This window comes from Micromonospora sp. NPDC050784 (genome assembly GCF_044456765.1).
GTDB lineage: Bacteria > Actinomycetota > Actinomycetes > Mycobacteriales > Micromonosporaceae > Micromonospora > Micromonospora foliorum.
In genome coordinates, this window is the sequence record NZ_JBITGG010000020.1 from 1 (window position 1) to 16996 (window position 16996).

A 16996-nucleotide genomic window follows, 5' to 3' on the forward strand; every position below is an offset into this window, starting at 1 on the left:
ATAAAATCCCCACCCCGTAACCAACCCCCCCCCCCGCGGTGGGTCCGGCACTGTGGGGGGGGTGGTAGTGTTGCCCGCCCCCTAAAAAACTCCCCGGCGCGGCCCCCCCCACCGGGGGCGCCCCTCGACTGCGTAGCGCCATTGGTGGCGCAATCAGGAAGGATGTACCTGTGAGTTCAGGACCGCAGGGCGGAGACCGTCCCCGTCGTTACGAAGACCGTACTGACGGTGCGGGCGGACGCGACCGCGGCCCGCGCCGCGATGACCAAGGCCGGCCCCCGTACCGGGGAGACCGCGACAGCGGCGGCGGCGCCCGAGGCGGATACGCCGGCGGCCGCGACTCTGGCTCCCGTGGTGGTGACCGGGACAGCTCGCGCTCCAGCGCCCCCCGTGAGGGCGGCTACCGCGGCGGCGACCGCCGTGAGGGTGGTTTCCGTGGCGGCGACCGTGATGGGTCCCGTTCCAGCGCCCCGCGTGAGGGTGGCTACCGAGGCGGCGACCGCTCGGGTGCTCCGCGCGAGGGTGGTTTCCGCTCGGGCGCTCCCCGTGAGGGCGGCTTCCGAGGCGGCGACCGCGATGGCTCCCGATCGGGTGCTCCCCGCGAAGGCGGCTTCCGGGGCGGCGGCCGTGACAGTGGTTTCCGCGGTGGTGACCGGCGTGAGGGTGGTTTCCGCGGTGGCGACCGCGACGGCTCGCGCTCGGGCGCTCCCCGCGAGGGTGGTTTCCGGGGCGGTGACCGGGACAGCTCCCGTTCCAGCGCTCCGCGCGAGGGTGGTTTCCGTGGCGGTGACCGTCGTGAGGGCGGTTACCAGGGTGGCGACCGCACTCGCTCCGGCCCGCCGCGTGAGGGTGGCTTCCGTGGCGGCGACCGCGATGGTGGTTTCCGTGGTGGCGACCGCCGTGAGGGTGGTTTCCGTGGTGGGGACCGCGATGGTTCGCGTTCCAGCGCCCCCCGTGAGGGTGGCTTCCGCGGTGGAGATCGCGACGGAGGCTTCCGGGGCGGCGACCGCCGCGAAGGCGGTTTCCGTGGTGGTGACCGGGACGGTTCGCGCTCGGGTGCCCCGCGTGAGGGTGGTTTCCGTGGTGGTGACCGCGACGGTGGTTTCCGTGGTGGTGACCGCCGTGAGGGCGGTTACCAGGGTGGCGACCGCACTCGCTCCGGCCCGCCGCGCGAAGGTGGCTTCCGTGGTGGGGACCGCGACGGTTCGCGTTCCAGCGCCCCCCGTGAGGGTGGCTTCCGTGGTGGCGATCGCGATGGCTCGCGTTCCAGCGCCCCTCATGAGGGTGGCTTCCGTGGTGGCGACCGGGACGGTTCGCGCTCCAGCGCCCCCCGCGAGGGCGGCTTCCGTGGTGGCGACCGGGACGGCTCGCGTTCCAGCGCCCCCCGTGAGGGTGGCTTCCGTGGTGGCGACCGCCGTGAGGGTGGCTTCCGTGGCGGCGACCGCGATGGTTCGCGTTCCAGCGCCCCCCGTGAAGGTGGCTTCCGTGGCGGTGACCGTGAGGGCGGCTACCGGGGCGGAGAGCGTTCCCGGGCCGACGAGCGGCCGCGTCGCGAGGGGGAGTTCCGTCGCGACGACCGCGCGGGTGGCTCGGAGTCGTTCGAGGGCGGGCGTAGTTCGGCCCCGGCGCTGCCGGACGACATCGTCGCGACCGACCTCGACAAGGACGTTCGCGCTGAGCTGCTCTCGCTGAACAAGCCGGTCGCCGAGACGGTGGCCCGGCACCTGGTCGCGACCGGACAGCTGATCGACGAGGACCCGGCCGAGGCATTGGCACACGCGCTGGCCGCCCGCCGGCTCGCGTCGCGTATCTCCGCTGTCCGTGAGGCGGTCGGCCTGGCCGCGTACCACGCGGGGGAGTGGCAGTCGGCGATCGCCGAGCTGCGCACGTACCACCGGATGAGCGGGTTGCAGAGCCACCTGGCCGTGCTCGCGGACTGCGAGCGGGCTCTCGGCCGGCCGGAGCGGGCCATCGACCTGTTCCGTGGCGCGGACCGGGAGAAGCTGGACCAGGCCGTGGCGATCGAGCTGCTGATCGTCGCCGCTGGGGCGCGGGGCGACCTCGGGCAGAAGGACGCCGCTGTCGCGATGCTCCAGGTCCCGGACCTCACCAGCGAGGCCACCGTGCCGTGGACGGCCCGGCTGCGGTACGCGTACGCCGACGCGCTGCTCGCGGTTGGCCGGCGCGAGGAGGCCCGCGAATGGTTCTCCCGCGCCGCCGACGTCGACACCGAGGGCGAGACCGACGCCGCCGAGCGGCTGCTCGAACTCGACGGTGTGGTCATCGAGGGTGACGACGAGGACGAGGCCGCCGAGGAGATCGCCGCAGGCCCGGGCGCTCCCGGCGCGGTTCCGGCCCGACCCGACGCCGACCTGACCGGCGACGAGAACGACGACGACGAGAACGACGACGACGAAGACGACGACCAAGAAGACGACGAAGACTTCGACGACGACGACGAAGACGAAGACGAAGACGAAGACTTCGACGACGACGAGGAGGACGCCGCTGTCGGCCGTCCCGCCGACGACGGAGGCTCCGACGACGAGGACGAGGACCGTCACCCCAGCGGCGGCAACGCCGACGCGGACACCGCTGGCGACAGCGGCGTGACGTCCGCCGACGCGGCGGACAGCGACGCGGCAAACGCCGACGTGCCGGCCCGGAACGACGAGTCGGGTTCGACGCAGCGGTGAGCACGGGCGTGGGGGAGCGGCTGGTCGACGGGTACACCCTGGTCGTCTTCGATCTGGACGGCGTGATCTACCTGATCGACCGGCCGATCCCCGGCGCCGTCGAGGCGGTGGCCCGGCTGCACGCCGAGGGACGGTCGGTGGCGTACGCCACCAACAACGCGTCCCGCCGGTCCAGTGAGGTCGCCGACCTGCTGACCGGGATGGGTGTGCCGGCCCGGCCGGAGGAGGTCCTCACCTCCGCCGCCGCCTCGGCCGAGTTGCTGCGCGACCGGCTGCCCGCCGGCGCGTCGGTGCTGGTGGTCGGTGCGGAGGCGCTGCGCGCGGAGCTGCGCGCGGTCGGTCTGACCCCGGTCACCCAGGCCGACGAGAAGCCGGCGGCGGTGGTGCAGGGGTACGGCCCGCAGGTCGGCTGGGCCGAGCTGGCCGAGGCGTCGATCGCGGTGCGGGCGGGTGCGATCTGGATCGCCACCAACACCGATCGGACCCTGCCCAGTGGGCGGGGGCCACTGCCCGGCAACGGTTCGCTGGTCGCCGTGCTGCGGACGGCGCTGGAGCGCGACCCCGACGTGGTGGTCGGCAAGCCGGAGCCGGCGCTGTTCGAGACCGCCGCTCGGCGCAGTGGCGGTGGGCGGAGCCTGGTGGTGGGTGACCGGCTGGACACCGACATCGAAGGCGCTCGCCGGGCAGGGCTGGACAGCCTGCTCGTGCTCACCGGCGTCAGTGGCGTACCGGAGCTGTTGGCCGCCGAGCCGCAGCGCCGTCCCACGTACGTCGCGAGGGACCTGGCGGGGCTGTTCGACCCGGCTGCCGCCGTGCGGGTCCCGGGCCTGGCGGACGCTGGCGGCTGGTCCGTGACCGACCGGGACGGCACGCTGGAGCTGGCCGGGGCCGGTCGGCCGCTGGACGCCCTGGCCGCGCTCTGCGCGGTGGCCTGGTCGGCGCCGGTGCCGGCGCTGCCGAAGATCCGCCCGGTGGGCCCGGACGCGGCCCACGCGGTGGAGAGTTTCGGTCTGACCGCGGCGGCGTGACCCGGGCGGTCGTCAGAGCAGCTTGCGCAACTTGAGTAGGTCGAACGGGTTGGCCTTGATCGACACCCGGCGGGAGGTCACCGCGTTGGTGACGTCCAGGTCGCCCCGGACCAGGGCGAGCAGGTCGTCGCTGGACGTGCTCAGCGCGATCTTGGCCTTGGGGTCGTCGCCGTCGGTCAGCTCGACCAGTCGACCGCCGGTGATCCGGCCGTGGAACGCGGTGTCCAGGTCGGTGATCCGGCAGGCCAGCGTCCGGTCCAGGTCGATCCGTTCGCGGACCGTCTCGGCGTTGCGATCCAACCGGGCGGCCAGCTCCTGCAACGCCTGCCGGCACTCGTCCACGCTGGCCACATCTCCCCCTCGCTGATCGCCACGCCGTCCTCGGCACCGTACCGCACGGGTCGGTCCGGGGTGCCCGGTAGCGTGACACCTGCACACCCCGCCCCGTGGAAGGACTCAGGCATGCAGGACGCGTGGCGCGCCTACCTCGAGCTGGCCATGGGCCTTGCGGAGGCGCCCCGGAAGAAGGCCCAGGACGTGGCCCGTCGCCTCGTCGGCTCCGGCGGTGCGACCGCCGCCCAACTCCAGGCCCTCGGCGAGGAGCTGGTCACCACCGGCGCCGCCAACCGGGAGGCACTGACCAAGCTGGTGCGTTTCGAGGTCGACCGGGCCCTCGGCGCGGTCGGTCTGGCCACCGCCGACGAGGTGGCCGAGCTGACCCGGCGGGTGCACGACCTGGAACGGCAGCTACGGGAGGCGCGGTCCGCCGAGCCGGCCGACGCGTCGACCGCCGGTCCCACGGCACCACCCGACAAGAGCGTCGCCGCGCGGCCGGGCACCGGTCTCGTGCCGTCCGTCGGCTCGGCCGGTGCCCCGGTCTCCGCGCCGGTGGCGAAGAAGGCCGTGGCGAAGAAGGCGGTCGCCAAGAAGGCCATCGCCAAGAAGGCGCCGGCGACGATCAGCCGGACCGCCGACGAGGACGTCCCGACGCCGGCCGTGATGCCCGCGAAGAAGGCGGTCCGCAAGCAGCAGCCGGACGACGCCGAATGACCCGGCCCGGTCCACCGCCCGGCGGGTCCTTCCCGCCCCGGCCCGGTCCATCGGCCGGCGGGTCCTTCCCGCCTCAGCCTGCACCGCCGGCCGGCGGCTCGTTTCCGGCCCGGCCAGGGCCGCCGGTGGGTGCGCGTCCCGGGCCGCCGCCGGACCTCGGGGACGATGAGCCGCGGCATCCGGCGGTGGACGCCGCCGTGCGGGCCATCGCCAACGCGGCGACGCTCGCCCCCGCCGACCAGATCGCCCAGTACGAGGCGGCCTACGAGACGCTGCGGGAAACCCTCGCCACCATCGACCAGACCTGAGCGGGACGACCAGGCCTGAGCAGACCGGAGAACCACCCATGGCACGTCGTAACCGGCTGGACGCCGAACTCGTCCGGCGCGGTCTGGCCCGCTCCCGTGAGCAGGCCGCCGCGTTGGTGGAGGCTGGCCGGGTCCAACTGCGGGGCGTGGTCGCCCGTAAGGCGGCCGCGATGGTCGACCCCGCCGACCCGCTGCTGGTGACCGGCGCGGATCCGGCCGAGGAGTACGTCTCCCGGGGCGGGCACAAGCTCGCCGGCGCGCTGGCCGCGTTCGCCCCCGGTGGGCTGCGCGTGGCCGGGCGGCGTTGCCTGGACGCGGGGGCGTCGACAGGTGGGTTCACCGACGTGCTGCTGCGCGCCGACGCGGCCGAGGTGGTGGCAGTGGACGTCGGCTACGGGCAGCTCGCCTGGCCGCTGCGCACGAACGAGCGGGTCCGCGTCCTGGAGCGCACGAATGTCCGTACCCTCGATGCTGACGCGATCGGTGGCCCGGTCGACCTCACGGTGGCCGACCTGTCGTTCATCTCGCTGCGGCTGGTGCTGCCGGCGTTGGCCGGCTGCACCCGCGACGATGGTGACCTGGCGTTGATGGTCAAGCCGCAGTTCGAGGTCGGCAAGGACCGGGTCGGTGCCGGCGGTGTGGTCCGTGATCCGGAGTTGCGCGCCGAAGCGGTGCTGGACGTAGCCGCGACGGCCGCGCGGCTCGGCCTCGGGCTGGCCGACGTGGCGGCCAGCCCGCTGCCCGGGCCGAGCGGCAACGTGGAGTTCTTCGTATGGTTGCGCCGGGGCGCACCAGCGGCCGACCCACAGCGGGTGCGGGCCGTGGTGGCGGCCGGGCCGGACGGCTCGACGACGGCCGGTGAGGTGCCGGACGTGGCGGCGGAGGAGGTCGCAGGGTGAACGCGCGCAGTGAGGGCGTCGCAACGGGCCGCGCGGTGACACGCGGTCGTGTCGAGGCGACGGCGTCGGTGGAGCGACTCCGCCGGCGTGGGCGGGCGGCCCGATGAGCCGGACCGCGCTGCTGGTGACCCACACCGGCCGTCGGCGCAGCACGGAGCACGCCCGGTCGGTCGCCGCCGACCTGATCGACGCGGGTTTCGAGGTACGGGTGGTCGCCGACGAGGCCGACGACCTCGACCTGCCCGGCGTGGTGCCGGTCGCCGGCCCGCAGGCCGCCGAGGGCGCCGAGATCGTCTTCGCGCTCGGCGGGGACGGCACCTTCCTGCGCGCCGCCGAGCTGGCCCGGCCCGCGAAGGCGCCGCTGCTCGGCATCAACCTCGGCAAGGTGGGCTTCCTGGCGGAGGCGGAGATCGACGACCTGGACACGGCGGTCCGGGACGTCGTCGGCCGCAACTACACGGTCGACGAGCGGCTCACCCTGGACGTCACCGCCGAGTTCGACGGTGGGCCGACCATCGAGTCCTGGGCGCTCAACGAGATCAGCATCGAGAAGGGCGAGCGGGCCCAGATGCTCGAGCTGCTGGTCGACGTGGACGGCCGGCCACTGTCGCGCTACGGCTGCGACGGGGTCGTCTGCGCCACCCCCACCGGCTCCACCGCGTACGCGTTCTCCGGTGGCGGCCCGGTGGTCTGGCCGGAGGTGGAGGCGCTGCTGCTGGTGCCGATCAGCGCGCACGCGCTGTTCAGCCGCCCGCTGGTCACCGCCCCGACGTCCACCTTCGTGATCACCGTCGACCCGTTCACCACCCTCGCCGTGCTCTCCTGCGACGGCCGGCGGGTCTACGACCTGCCGCCCGGCGCGCGGGTGACGGTGCGTCGCGGCGCGCTGCCGGTACGCATCGTGCGGCTGCGCCCCCGCCCGTTCACCGACCGGCTGGTGGCCAAGTTCGGCCTCCCCGTGCACGGTTGGCGCGGCAGCCGCCGGTGACCGTGGCGCACACCCTCGGTGGATGTCAGGTGTCCACCTGACGACATGTCGCCGCTGCGGCGGCGGGCGACTAGTGACCCGGTGACACGCTCCGACGCAGACTCCGATCGGCCCTCATCCACGGATGGCGGGCCTGGAGGAGTAGAGGAGCCCATCGCATGCACTGGTCCCCACGCTGGCTCGCCGTCGGCGCGGTCGGCGCGTTGGTGGTCGGCGTCGCCGCACCGGCGTCCGCCGACCCGCCCGCCCGGCCCACCGGCCCGACGTCGGGCACGCCCGCCCAGCACGCACCCGTCCGCATCACCCTGATCACCGGCGACCAGGTCGACCTGGTGCAGGCGGCGCCCGGTCGGGTCGCCGCCACCGTCCACCCCGGCCCGGGGCGCAACCGGGTCACCTTCCAGACCGTCGAGGCGGACGGCGGGTTGCGGGTGCTGCCCAGCGACGTCATGCCGTACCTCTCCGCGGGGGTGCTCGACCCCGACCTGTTCGACGTGCAGGAGTTGGCGGCCGACGGGTACGGCGACGCCGCGCAGGGCGCGTTGCCGCTGATCGTCCGCTACCAGGAGCCGGCCGCCGGACGGGTCAGGCCGCTGGCCGGCGCCACCGACGCGCGTCCCCTGGAGAGCATCAACGGCGCCGCGCTGCGGGTCGGCAAGGGTGACCTCGGTGGTCTGTGGACGTCGCTGCGCGGCGCGCCCGGGCAGCGGGTCACCGCCGGTTCGCCGGCCCGGCTCGGCGCCGGTGTCGAGCGGATCTGGCTGGACGGGAAGGTCCGCCCGACGCTGGAGCACAGCGTGCCGCAGATCGGTGCCCCGATCGCCTGGGCCGCCGGTCGGGATGGTGCCGGCGTGAAGGTGGCGGTGCTCGACACCGGCGTCGACGCCACCCACCCCGACCTGGCCGGTCGGATCGCCGAGGCGCAGGACTTTTCCGGCAGCGGCAGCGCCCGCGACGGGCACGGCCACGGCACCCACGTGGCCGCCACCATCGCCGGCAGCGGGGCCGCGTCCGACGGGCTCCGCAAGGGCGTCGCCCCGGGCGCGCGGCTGCTGGTCGGCAAGGTGCTCGACGACGGCGGCTCCGGCTACAGCTCGTCCATCATCGCGGGCATGGAGTGGGCCGCCCACTCCGGCGCGAAGGTGGTCAGCATGAGCCTCGGTGGCGACCCCACCGACGGCACCGACCCGATGAGCCAGGCGGTGAACGACCTGACCGCCGAGACCGGCACGCTCTTCGTGGTCGCCGCCGGTAACTCGGGCGCCGCGCGTACCGTCGGCGCGCCCGGCGCGGCCGCGGCGGCGCTCACCGTCGGCGCGGTGGACCGCGCCGACAACCTGGCGGAGTTCTCCAGCCGGGGCCCGCGCCTGGGCGACAACGGCCTCAAGCCCGAGATCACCGCGCCGGGCGTCGGCATCATCGCCGCCCGGGCCGCCGGCACCACCATGGGTACGCCTGTGGACGACGCCTACACGACCGCGTCCGGCACCTCGATGGCCACTCCGCACGTGGCCGGAGCGGCGGCGATCCTGGCCCAGGAACACCCGGACTGGCCCGCCGCGAAGCTCAAGGACGCGCTGGTCAGCACCACGAAGGCGAACCCGGCGTTGACCGTCTTCGAGCAGGGCGCGGGCCGGGTCGACGTGGCCCGCGCGCTCGGCCAGCGGGTGTACGGGTCCGGCACCGCCGACTTCGGCCGGCTCAGCACCGGTGGCGCGACGGTCGAGCGGACCGTCACGTACACCAACGGCGGCACGGCTCCGCAGACCCTGCGGTTGGCCCTGGAGCTGCGCAACCTTGACACCCGTGCGGCCGAGACCGACGGGGTCGCGGTCGGCGGCGCCGAGGTGACCGTGCCGGCCGGCGGCAGCGTCGCCGTGCCGTTGCGGGCGGACCCGGCGAAGCTGGACCGGGGTCTGCACAGCGGCTGGCTGGTGGCCACCGGCGCGGACGGCGTCGCGGTGCGCACCGCCGTCGCGCTCACCCTCAGCGGCCCGCTGCACATCGTGACCGTGCGGGCGCTGGACATGCAGGGTCAGCCGGGTCTCGCGTCGGTGCTCACCCTCTTCGGTGAGCAGCCCGAATCCGACTGGCTCGGCTGGGTGGGCGGCGAGGTGCGAATCCAGGTCGAGGAGGGCCCCTACCTGGTCGAGGCGCTGATCGAGCACGGTGCCCCGCTGGACGAGCAGATCACCCTGGTCACCGACCCGGAGCTGCTTGTCGACCGGGACCTCACCGTGGTGCTCGACCCGCGCAAGGGAACCCCGGTGCGGATCGAGACGCCGAAGCCCACCGAGCAGCGGTCGACGATCAGCTTCTACGAGCACCGGGTCTTCGGCAACGGCCGGCAGGTCGACCACGGGGTGATGACCTACAGCACCATCCAGCAGGTCAACGTCACCCCGACCCGCGCGGTGCGCCAGGGCGAGTTCGAGTTCGCGTCGCGCTGGCAGTTGGTCGCGCCGATGGTGGACGCGACGATCAGCGGGGTGTCCGGTCCGCTGGACATCAACCTGATGGGCTACTCGCCGGCGACGACCGACCGGCGCAGGCTGCCGCTGGTCTGGGCCGGCACCGGCACCCCGGCCGAGTTGACCCGGGTACGCGGCGCCGCGGCGCTGCTCACCACCAGCCCGGACGCCTCGGAGGAGGAGCAGATCGCGGCGGCGGCCGCCGCCGGCGCGAAGGTGGCGCTGGTCGTCCGACCCGCCGACCAGAGCGCGTGGACGTCCTGGACCCCGTTGGGCGACCGGCTGCCGATCCCGGCGATGGCGGTGGCGTACGACGACGGGCAGAAGGTCATCGCGGCGGTCCGGAAGCGCCACACGACGCTGGACCTGACGCTGACCGTGGAGAGCCCGTACCTGTACGACGTGTGGCAGGTCTCGAAGGGGCGGGTCCCGGAGCAGATCGTCCACAAGGTCACCGAGGGGAACACCGCCGAGGTCACCGCCCACTACGGGAACGTCGGCGGGGAATGGGCCAGCGAGCAGCGGTTCGGGTGGCGTGCGTGGCAGGACACCGCCTGGAACGACAACCAGCGGCTGGTCCGCGCCGGCACCACCCGGCGGGAGTTCGTCAGCGCCGGTGACAACTGGTGGCAGCAACGGGTGCTGCACAAGCTCATGTTCATGCAGTGGGGGCAGCTGACCGGTGGTCTGACCCAGCAGCCCCGGCGCTATGCCGCCGACGACCGGGTGACCGAGACCTGGCACGCGCCGGTGATCCGCCCGGCCGTCCCGGCCAGTGGGGTGCCGGTGCCCACCCGCACCGGTGACAACCTGGATCTGCGGGTGCCCGAGTTCGTCGACGCCGAGGGGCACTACAGCCTGGCCGGCGAGAGTGAGGAGTCGGACGCCGTCGCGGCGCGGGTCAGCCGCAACGGGCAGCAGATCGCGGACCTCTCCGCCGGCTGGGCGCCGGTGCCCACGACCGCCGGGGCCGCCCGCTACCGCCTGGACGTGACCACCAAGCGCTCTTCGGTCGAGTGGCGCTACGGCACGCGGACCGACACGGCCTGGGAGTTCACCTCGGCCCGACCGGCGGGCGACGCCGCCACGCCGCTGTCGCTGCTCCAGGTGGACTACCGGGTGCCGGCCGACCTGCTCGGCACGGTACGCGGCAACCGACCGCACCAGTTGGGGCTGACCCTGCGGCAGCCGGCCGGGGTGCCGGGGCCGACCGGCACCAGCGTCCGGGTGCAGGTCTCCTTCGACGGGGGCGTCACCTGGCGCAATGCGCCGACCGCGGGGTCGGGCACCCGGTACACCGCGATCGTGCCGGCGGGGCGCGGAACGGTGTCGCTGCGGGTGCACGCCGCCGACCGGGCCGGGAACACCGTGGACCAGACGGTGCTCCAGGCGTACGGGCTGCGCTGATCGGGCGGGGCGGGGCGGCCTGGTCGCCCCGCCCTTCCGGTTGAGGGGTCCGCCGTCGGTCGACGGCGGGCCCTTTCGGCGTCAGAGCCAGCCGCGTCGGGCCACCTGGAACGCCAGCCCGGGACGGGTGTCCACGCCGGCGGCGGCCATCAGGTCGGCGATCCGCCGTTGCACGGTCCGCCGGCTCACCCCGAGCTGGGAGGCGATGGACTTGTCCGGTACGCCGGCCACGAACAGCGACAGCAGCCGCGCCTCGTCGGCGTCGGGCTGGTAACCGTCGCCCGGGTGGGCCTCGGGCTCCGGTCGTCGGCCCTCGGGCGTCGCGACGGCGAGGGGGTCGTCGAGGCGCAGCCGGGTGGCCACCCGCCAGTGGCTCTCGAAGAGGGCGAGCAGCGCGTCGAGCAGTTGACTGCGACCGATCACGGCGGCGCTCGGTTCGCCGCCGTCGCGGTCCGGCACCAACGGGCAGATGGCCGTGCGGGCGTCCACGATGGCCAGTCGGACCGGCAGCCGGTCCAGGACACGGGCCTGCTCCCCGGCGGCGACCCCCTTGGCCAGGTCGGCCAACGCGCCCGGCTCGAGCAGCAGGTCACGCTCGTAGATGGCCCGGTAGCTCACCCCACGGGCCAGCGCGTCGAACTCCTCGACGTTCTCCGGGCCGGCCATGGCGAGGGGATTGGCCCGGCAGAACCAGAGCACCTCGGTGCGCGCGGAGTTCTGCAGATCGCGCAGCCGGTCCCGCAGCACCCGGGTGCCGGTGATCACCTCCACCAGGTGGTCGACGTGGTGTCGGCGCAGTCCGGAGCGGTACTCCTCGGCCAGTTGGGTGACCAGGCGGCGGGCGGCCTCCAGGTCCTCCTGGCGGCGCAGCAGCGTCCCGCCGAGGGCGACGTCCGGGGCGGTCGGGCGCAGCGGGGCGTCCGGGTCGTTGTCGCTGCGCTGCACGAGACCCTTGCCGCGCAGCGCCTCCACCTGGGCGAGGACCTGCTCACGGGGCCGGTGCAGGCGACGGGCCAACTCGTCGATGCGGGCGGTGGTGAGCTGGAGCAGGCAGCGGTAGAGCTCCTCCTCAGCCGAGGTCAGGCCGATCACGTCCAACACGGGGCAGAACTGTACGTCGGCCGGGTACGGGCCGTACCCGGGCCCGTCGGCTGGTCAAGTGTCGGGCCTCGCGTCTACTGTCGGTGGCTGTGCTGGAAGAGCTGCGCATCACCGGACTGGGCGTCATCGAGGACACCACGCTGCCGTTGACCGGCGGCATGAACGTCATCACCGGCGAGACCGGTGCGGGCAAGACGATGGTGGTGACCGGCCTCGGCCTGCTCTTCGGCGGCCGGGCCGACGCCGGGCGAGTCCGCGCCCAACCCGGCCGGGCGGTGGTGGAGGGGCGGCTGCGGCTGCAGGGGCGGGTCGCCGACGCCGTGCACGCGCGGATCACCGAGGCCGGTGGCGAACCCGACGAGGACGGCTCGGTGCTGCTGAGCCGCACGGTGACGGTGGAGGGGCGTTCGCGCGCCCACGTCGGCGGGCGGAGCATGCCGGTGTCGATGCTCGGTGAGGTCGGCGAGCAGGCGGTCGCCGTGCACGGCCAGTCCGACCAGCTGCGGTTGCTGCGCCCGGCCGAGCAGCGGGCCGCGCTGGACCGGTTCGCCGGCCCCGCGCACGAGAAGCTGCTCGACGCGCTGCGCGAGGCGTACACGGGGTGGCGTCGGGTGGTCGACGACCTGGCCGACCGGCGGCGTAACGCCCGCGAGCGCAACCAGGAGGCCGACCTGCTGCGGCTGGGCCTCGACGAGATCACCCGGGTCGATCCGCAGCCCGGTGAGGACGACGAGCTGAAGACCGAGGCGCAGCGGCTGGAGCACGCCGAGGGCCTGCGGACGGCAGCGCAGATCGCCCAGCAGTGCGTGGCCGGTGGCGCGGAGGCCGCCGAGGAGACCCCGGACGCGGCGGCGCTGCTCGGCACCGCCCGGCGGACCCTGGAGGCGCAGTCCGGCACCGATCCGGCGCTCGGTGAGCTGGCGGCCCGCCTGGAGGAGGCGGCCACGCTGGTCACCGACGTGTCCGCTGAGTTGTCGGCGTACCTGGCGACGCTGGACGCGGACCCGGCCCGGTTGCAGCACGTCTACGAGCGGCGGGCGGCGCTGCGCGCGTTGACCCGCAAGTACGCCGACGACGTCGACGGGGTGATCGCCTGGGCCGATCGGGCGCGCACCCGACTGTCCGACCTGGACATGTCCGACGACGTGCTCGACGAGTTGGAGCGGGAGGGCCAGCGCCTCGCCGTCGAGGTGGCAGACCTCGCCGGGCGGGTGTCCACCTCCCGGCAGGAGGCGGCGGTCCGCTTCGCCGACCAGGTCACCGTCGAGCTGGCCGGTCTGGCCATGCCGCACGCGCGGATCGAGGTGGCGGTGCTGCCCCGTCCGGCCGGGCGTGCCGAGCCGACGCTGTCGGTCAACGGTGTCGAGGTGGGGGTCACCCCGGACGGCGGTGACGAGGTGGAGCTGCGGTTGCTGGCCCACCCGGGTGCGCCGTCGCTGCCGTTGCAGCGCGGCGCCTCCGGCGGTGAGCTGTCCCGGGTGATGCTCGCCATCGAGGTCGTGTTCGCCGGCTCCGGTGGCCCGCCCACGTTGGTCTTCGACGAGGTCGACGCGGGGGTCGGCGGTCAGGCGGCGGTGGAGATCGGCCGCCGGCTGGCCCGGTTGGCCCGCAGCCACCAGGTGCTGGTGGTCACGCACCTGCCGCAGGTGGCCGCGTTCGCCGACCGGCACCTGGTGGTGGCGAAGGACACCGGTGGCGCGGTGACGACCAGCGGGGTGCGGGTGGTGGAGGACACCGAGCGGGCCCGGGAGTTGGCGCGCATGCTGGCGGGTTTGCCCGATTCAGATCTGGGTATCGCCCACGCCGAGGAGCTTCTGGCAGTGGCCGCCAAGGAAAGGCGGTTGTGACGCCGCGTATTGTGAGCGCAAGCACACCGGCTTGTGCCGGTGTGTGCTTCCCTGGGTAGGCGGCCCTGCTCAGGCATGTCGCGACAGAAAAGCCTGCCTCACATGCCAGGATGGTCACGATGCGTCTACCCACGTTGCGCCGGAACCGGAACTCCGAACCGGGCAGAGTCCTCGGCACCGCGCGCCTTGATCGCCGGACGAAACGCCTGGTCGGTCGGCTGCGCCCCGGTGACATCGCGGTCATCGACCACGTTGACCTGGACCGGGTGGCGGCCGACTCGCTCGTCGCCGTCGGGGTCGCGGCGGTGCTCAACGCCAAACCCTCGGTCTCCGGCCGTTACCCGAATCTCGGCCCGGAGGTGTTGATCGCCGCCGGCATTCCGCTCCTCGACGACCTGGGGGAGGGCGTCTTCGAGCGGATCCGCGAGGGCGACCAGGTGCGCATCGAGGGCAACACGGTCTTCGCCGGTGACGAGCCGGTGGCCCACGGCAGCCTGCAGGACGCCGAGTCGGTCGGTAAGGCGATGGCGGACGCCCGGGAGGGTCTGTCGGTGCAGTTGGAGGCGTTCGCCGCCAACACGATGGACTACCTGCGTCAGGAACGCGACCTGCTGCTCGACGGCGTCGGGGTGCCGGACATCGAGACCCAGATGCAGGGGCGGCACTGCCTGATCGTGGTGCGCGGCTACGACTACAAGGCCGACCTGGACGTGCTGCGCCCGTACATCCGGGAGTTCAAGCCGGTGCTCATCGGCGTCGACGGCGGCGCGGACGCCCTGGTCGAGGCCGGCTACACCCCCGACATGATCATTGGGGACATGGATTCGGTCACCGACGACGTGCTGCGCTGCGGCGCCGAGGTGATCGTGCACGCCTACCCGGACGGGCGTGCGCCGGGCCTGCCCCGGGTCAACGGCCTCGGTGTGCCGGCGATCACCTTCCCGGCCGCGGCGACCAGCGAGGACCTGGCCATGCTGCTCGCCGACGAGAAGGGCGCCTCGCTGCTGGTCGCGGTCGGCACCCATGCCACCCTCGTCGAGTTCCTCGACAAGGGCCGCGGCGGGATGGCCTCGACGTTCCTGACCCGGCTGAAGGTTGGCGGCAAGCTGGTCGACGCCAAGGGGGTGAGCCGGCTCTACCGGCAGAGCATCTCCGGCTCGTCGCTGCTGCTGCTGGTGCTGTCGGCGATCGCGGCGATGGCGTCCGCGGTGGCCGTGTCGACAGTCGGGAAGGCGTACCTGGGCGTGGTCGCCGAGTGGTGGGACAATTTCGTGTTCCAGCTGTACCGGCTCTTCTAGTTCCCGACCGATCAAGAGGCTGCAAGCGTGATCAACTTCCGCTACCACGTGGTGTCCCTCACCGCGGTCTTCCTGGCTCTGGCGATCGGTCTGGTGGTCGGCACAGCCGCCCTCAACGGCCCGGTCGCCGACTCGCTCGAGGGGCAGGTCACCGGGCTGCGCAAGGACAACCAGCACTGGCGCCAGACGGTCAGCAACATGGAGAAGCAACTCGCGCTGGAAGAGGAGTTCGCCGAGGAGATCTCCCAGGTCGTCCTGCCCGGCACCCTCACCGGGCGTCGGGTCGTGGTGCTCAGCCTGCCCAACGGGCGCGACCACACCGAGGGCGTGCTCAAGAAGCTCCAGCTCGCCGGGGCCACCATCACCGGCCAGGTCGACCTGCAGGACAAGTTCATCAACCCGGACAACAACTCCAACCTGCTGGAGTTGGCCGTCACCGCGGCCCGTCCGACCGCGCAGACCACCGGCCTGCCGGGCAACGGGCACGGTGTGGAGACCTCCAGCGCGCTGCTGGCCAGCGTTCTGCTGGACCGGGCCCAGGGCGTCGCGCCGGTCAGTGACGCCGACCGGCGGGCGGTGCTCGCCGCCTACAACAACGCCGGCTACCTGACCACCGACAGCAACAAGGTCACCGCCTCGGCGGAGGCGGTCGTCGTGGTCAGCGGCCAGCCGTACGTCGACAAGGACTCCGACAAGCGGGACGAGTCGGTGGTCAACATCGCCGAGCAATTCGACCGGACCGGGTCGATCGTGGTGGCCGGCAACGGTTCCGTGGGCGGCAATCTGGTCGGCGTGGTGCGCGGCGACCCGGTGCTCGCCCAGACCATCTCCACGGTCGACAACGCCAACACCGTGCAGGGCCAGGTGGTCACCACCCTCGCCCTGGTGCAGCAAATCACCGAGAAGAAGGCCGGTCAGTACGGCGTCGGCGACAACGCCCCGTCGCTGCTGCCTAAACTGCCCCAGTGAGCGAACGACGTACCCCCGTGTCCGGATCCGACCAGGCGGCGCTTGACCGAGCCAGCGAGGTGGCGGCGTGAGCGCGCTGGGCCGGCTGTTGATCGCCGGCGCGGGTGCCGCGGCGGCCCGGTACGCGCTGCGTGAGGCGCGTACCTCGCCGGCCGGACCCGCGTTGGAGCGCACCAACTTCCGTGGCCGCACGGTGAGCCTGGCCGCCGGGCCGGCGCTCGCCGCCGGTGCGGCCGCCGCTGGCGCGTTCGGTGCCACCGGCGGGGCCGCCGGTGGGGCCGCCCTGGTCGCCGGTCTCGGCGCGGGTGGCGTCGGCCTGTACGACGACGTGGTCGGCGCGCGCCCGGAGCAGAAGACGGCCAAGGGCTTCGCCGGGCACCTCGCCGCGCTGCGTGAGGGACGGGTCACCGCCGGTCTGGTCAAGGTCGTCGGGGTGGGCGCCGCCGGGCTGGGCGCCGCCGCTCTGCTCGCCGCCGACCCCCGGGTCGCCGCGCACCCGCGCCGGCAGCGGCACGGTGCGTTCGGCCGGGGTGTCGACGTGCTGCTCGGCGCCGGCGTGATCGCCGGCACGGCCAACCTGCTCAACCTGCTCGACCTGCGGCCGGGCCGCGCCCTCAAGTCCGGGCTGCTGCTCGCCGCGCCGCTGACCGGCGGCCCGCAGGGTGGGATCGCCGCGGGCGCGGCCGGCGCCGCCGCCGGCCTGCTCCGCGACGACCTGGCCGAGGATGTGATGCTCGGCGACAGTGGCGCGAACGCGCTCGGGGCGCTGCTCGGCGTCGCGCTCGCCGCCCGCACCGGCCCGCTCGGCCGGGCCGGTCTGCTCGCCGTCCTCGCCGGGCTCACCGCCGCCAGCGAGAAGGTCAGCTTCACCGCGGTGATCCAGCGGACCCCGGGGCTGCGCGAGCTCGACGCACTGGGCCGACGCGCCGACTGA

At 73.9% G+C, this 16996-nt stretch carries 14 protein-coding genes; 11 read left to right on the forward strand and 3 right to left on the reverse strand.

From position 1 onward, the window contains the following. Positions 1-176: 176 nt before the first annotated feature. Positions 177-1724: a hypothetical protein gene (locus tag ACIBD9_RS24650; protein WP_396721214.1), complete on the reverse strand. Its 1548-nt coding sequence runs from the start codon at positions 1722-1724 to the stop codon at positions 177-179. On the opposite strand from ACIBD9_RS24650, the gene ACIBD9_RS24655 reads away from it, so the two are divergent. Both ACIBD9_RS24655 and ACIBD9_RS24660 read left to right on the forward strand, forming a co-directional pair. Beyond that, complete coding sequence (locus tag ACIBD9_RS24655) at positions 1713-2696, forward strand: Replicase polyprotein 1ab (RefSeq protein WP_396721216.1); 984 nt, start codon at positions 1713-1715, stop codon at positions 2694-2696. The two genes, ACIBD9_RS24650 and ACIBD9_RS24655, sit on opposite strands and share 12 nt — an antisense overlap. Next, on the forward strand, positions 2693-3724 hold the full coding sequence (locus tag ACIBD9_RS24660; RefSeq protein ID WP_396721217.1) for an HAD-IIA family hydrolase: 1032 nt from the start codon (positions 2693-2695) through the stop codon (positions 3722-3724). The genes ACIBD9_RS24655 and ACIBD9_RS24660 overlap by 4 nt, the downstream gene beginning before the upstream one ends. 12 nt (positions 3725-3736) lie before the next feature. Here ACIBD9_RS24660 and ACIBD9_RS24665 read toward each other — a convergent pair whose 3' ends face one another. Next, positions 3737-4075, reverse strand: coding sequence for an SCP2 sterol-binding domain-containing protein (locus ACIBD9_RS24665; protein WP_030334914.1), 339 nt, complete (start codon positions 4073-4075; stop codon positions 3737-3739). 111 nt (positions 4076-4186) lie between these two features. On the opposite strand from ACIBD9_RS24665, the gene ACIBD9_RS24670 reads away from it, so the two are divergent. The 5 genes from ACIBD9_RS24670 to ACIBD9_RS24690 all read left to right on the forward strand — a co-directional run bounded on the left by ACIBD9_RS24670 (position 4187) and on the right by ACIBD9_RS24690 (position 10847). Further along, positions 4187-4774: a phasin family protein gene (locus ACIBD9_RS24670; RefSeq protein ID WP_396721219.1), complete on the forward strand. Its 588-nt coding sequence runs from the start codon at positions 4187-4189 to the stop codon at positions 4772-4774. After that, the gene (locus tag ACIBD9_RS24675) at positions 4771-5082 is read left to right on the forward strand and encodes a hypothetical protein (RefSeq protein WP_396721220.1); all 312 of its coding nucleotides are present in this window, start codon (positions 4771-4773) and stop codon (positions 5080-5082) included. The genes ACIBD9_RS24670 and ACIBD9_RS24675 overlap by 4 nt, the downstream gene beginning before the upstream one ends. Before the next feature lie 38 nt (positions 5083-5120). After that, on the forward strand, positions 5121-5981 hold the full coding sequence (locus ACIBD9_RS24680; protein ID WP_396721222.1) for a TlyA family RNA methyltransferase: 861 nt from the start codon (positions 5121-5123) through the stop codon (positions 5979-5981). A gap of 103 nt (positions 5982-6084) precedes the next feature. Beyond that, complete coding sequence (locus ACIBD9_RS24685; protein WP_091407282.1) at positions 6085-6969, forward strand: NAD kinase; 885 nt, start codon at positions 6085-6087, stop codon at positions 6967-6969. Between the two features lie 158 nt (positions 6970-7127). Then, positions 7128-10847, forward strand: coding sequence for a S8 family serine peptidase (locus ACIBD9_RS24690; RefSeq protein ID WP_396721223.1), 3720 nt, complete (start codon positions 7128-7130; stop codon positions 10845-10847). Positions 10848-10928: 81 nt separating this feature from the next. Here the strand turns inward: ACIBD9_RS24690 and ACIBD9_RS24695 are convergent, their stop codons facing one another. After that, positions 10929-11948, reverse strand: a complete 1020-nt coding sequence (locus ACIBD9_RS24695) for a helix-turn-helix domain-containing protein (protein WP_396721225.1) — start codon at positions 11946-11948, stop codon at positions 10929-10931. A gap of 89 nt (positions 11949-12037) precedes the next feature. On the opposite strand from ACIBD9_RS24695, the gene recN reads away from it, so the two are divergent. The 4 genes from recN (at position 12038) to ACIBD9_RS24715 (ending at position 16996) form a co-directional block, all read left to right on the forward strand. Next, positions 12038-13795, forward strand: coding sequence for a DNA repair protein RecN (gene recN, locus ACIBD9_RS24700; protein WP_396721372.1), 1758 nt, complete (start codon positions 12038-12040; stop codon positions 13793-13795). Between the two features lie 119 nt (positions 13796-13914). Beyond that, positions 13915-15093 (forward strand): putative cytokinetic ring protein SteA, encoded by a 1179-nt coding sequence (steA, locus tag ACIBD9_RS24705; protein ID WP_091407271.1) that lies wholly within the window; start codon positions 13915-13917, stop codon positions 15091-15093. A 27-nt stretch (positions 15094-15120) separates the two neighbouring features. After that, positions 15121-16062 (forward strand): copper transporter, encoded by a 942-nt coding sequence (locus ACIBD9_RS24710; protein ID WP_396721228.1) that lies wholly within the window; start codon positions 15121-15123, stop codon positions 16060-16062. A 67-nt stretch (positions 16063-16129) separates the two neighbouring features. Next, on the forward strand, positions 16130-16996 hold the full coding sequence (locus tag ACIBD9_RS24715) for a hypothetical protein (RefSeq protein ID WP_396721230.1): 867 nt from the start codon (positions 16130-16132) through the stop codon (positions 16994-16996).

Excerpts from the sequence above, each read along its gene's own strand:
- ACIBD9_RS24675 (WP_396721220.1), top strand. The coding sequence starts at position 4,771 with ATGACCCGGCCCGGTCCACCGCCCGGCGGGTCCTTCCCGCCCCGGCCC.
- ACIBD9_RS24690 (WP_396721223.1), top strand. The coding sequence starts at position 7,128 with ATGCACTGGTCCCCACGCTGGCTCGCCGTCGGCGCGGTCGGCGCGTTG.
- ACIBD9_RS24685 (WP_091407282.1), top strand. The coding sequence starts at position 6,085 with ATGAGCCGGACCGCGCTGCTGGTGACCCACACCGGCCGTCGGCGCAGC.
- steA (WP_091407271.1), top strand. The coding sequence starts at position 13,915 with ATGCGTCTACCCACGTTGCGCCGGAACCGGAACTCCGAACCGGGCAGA.
- ACIBD9_RS24670 (WP_396721219.1), top strand. The coding sequence starts at position 4,187 with ATGCAGGACGCGTGGCGCGCCTACCTCGAGCTGGCCATGGGCCTTGCG.
- ACIBD9_RS24680 (WP_396721222.1), top strand. The coding sequence starts at position 5,121 with ATGGCACGTCGTAACCGGCTGGACGCCGAACTCGTCCGGCGCGGTCTG.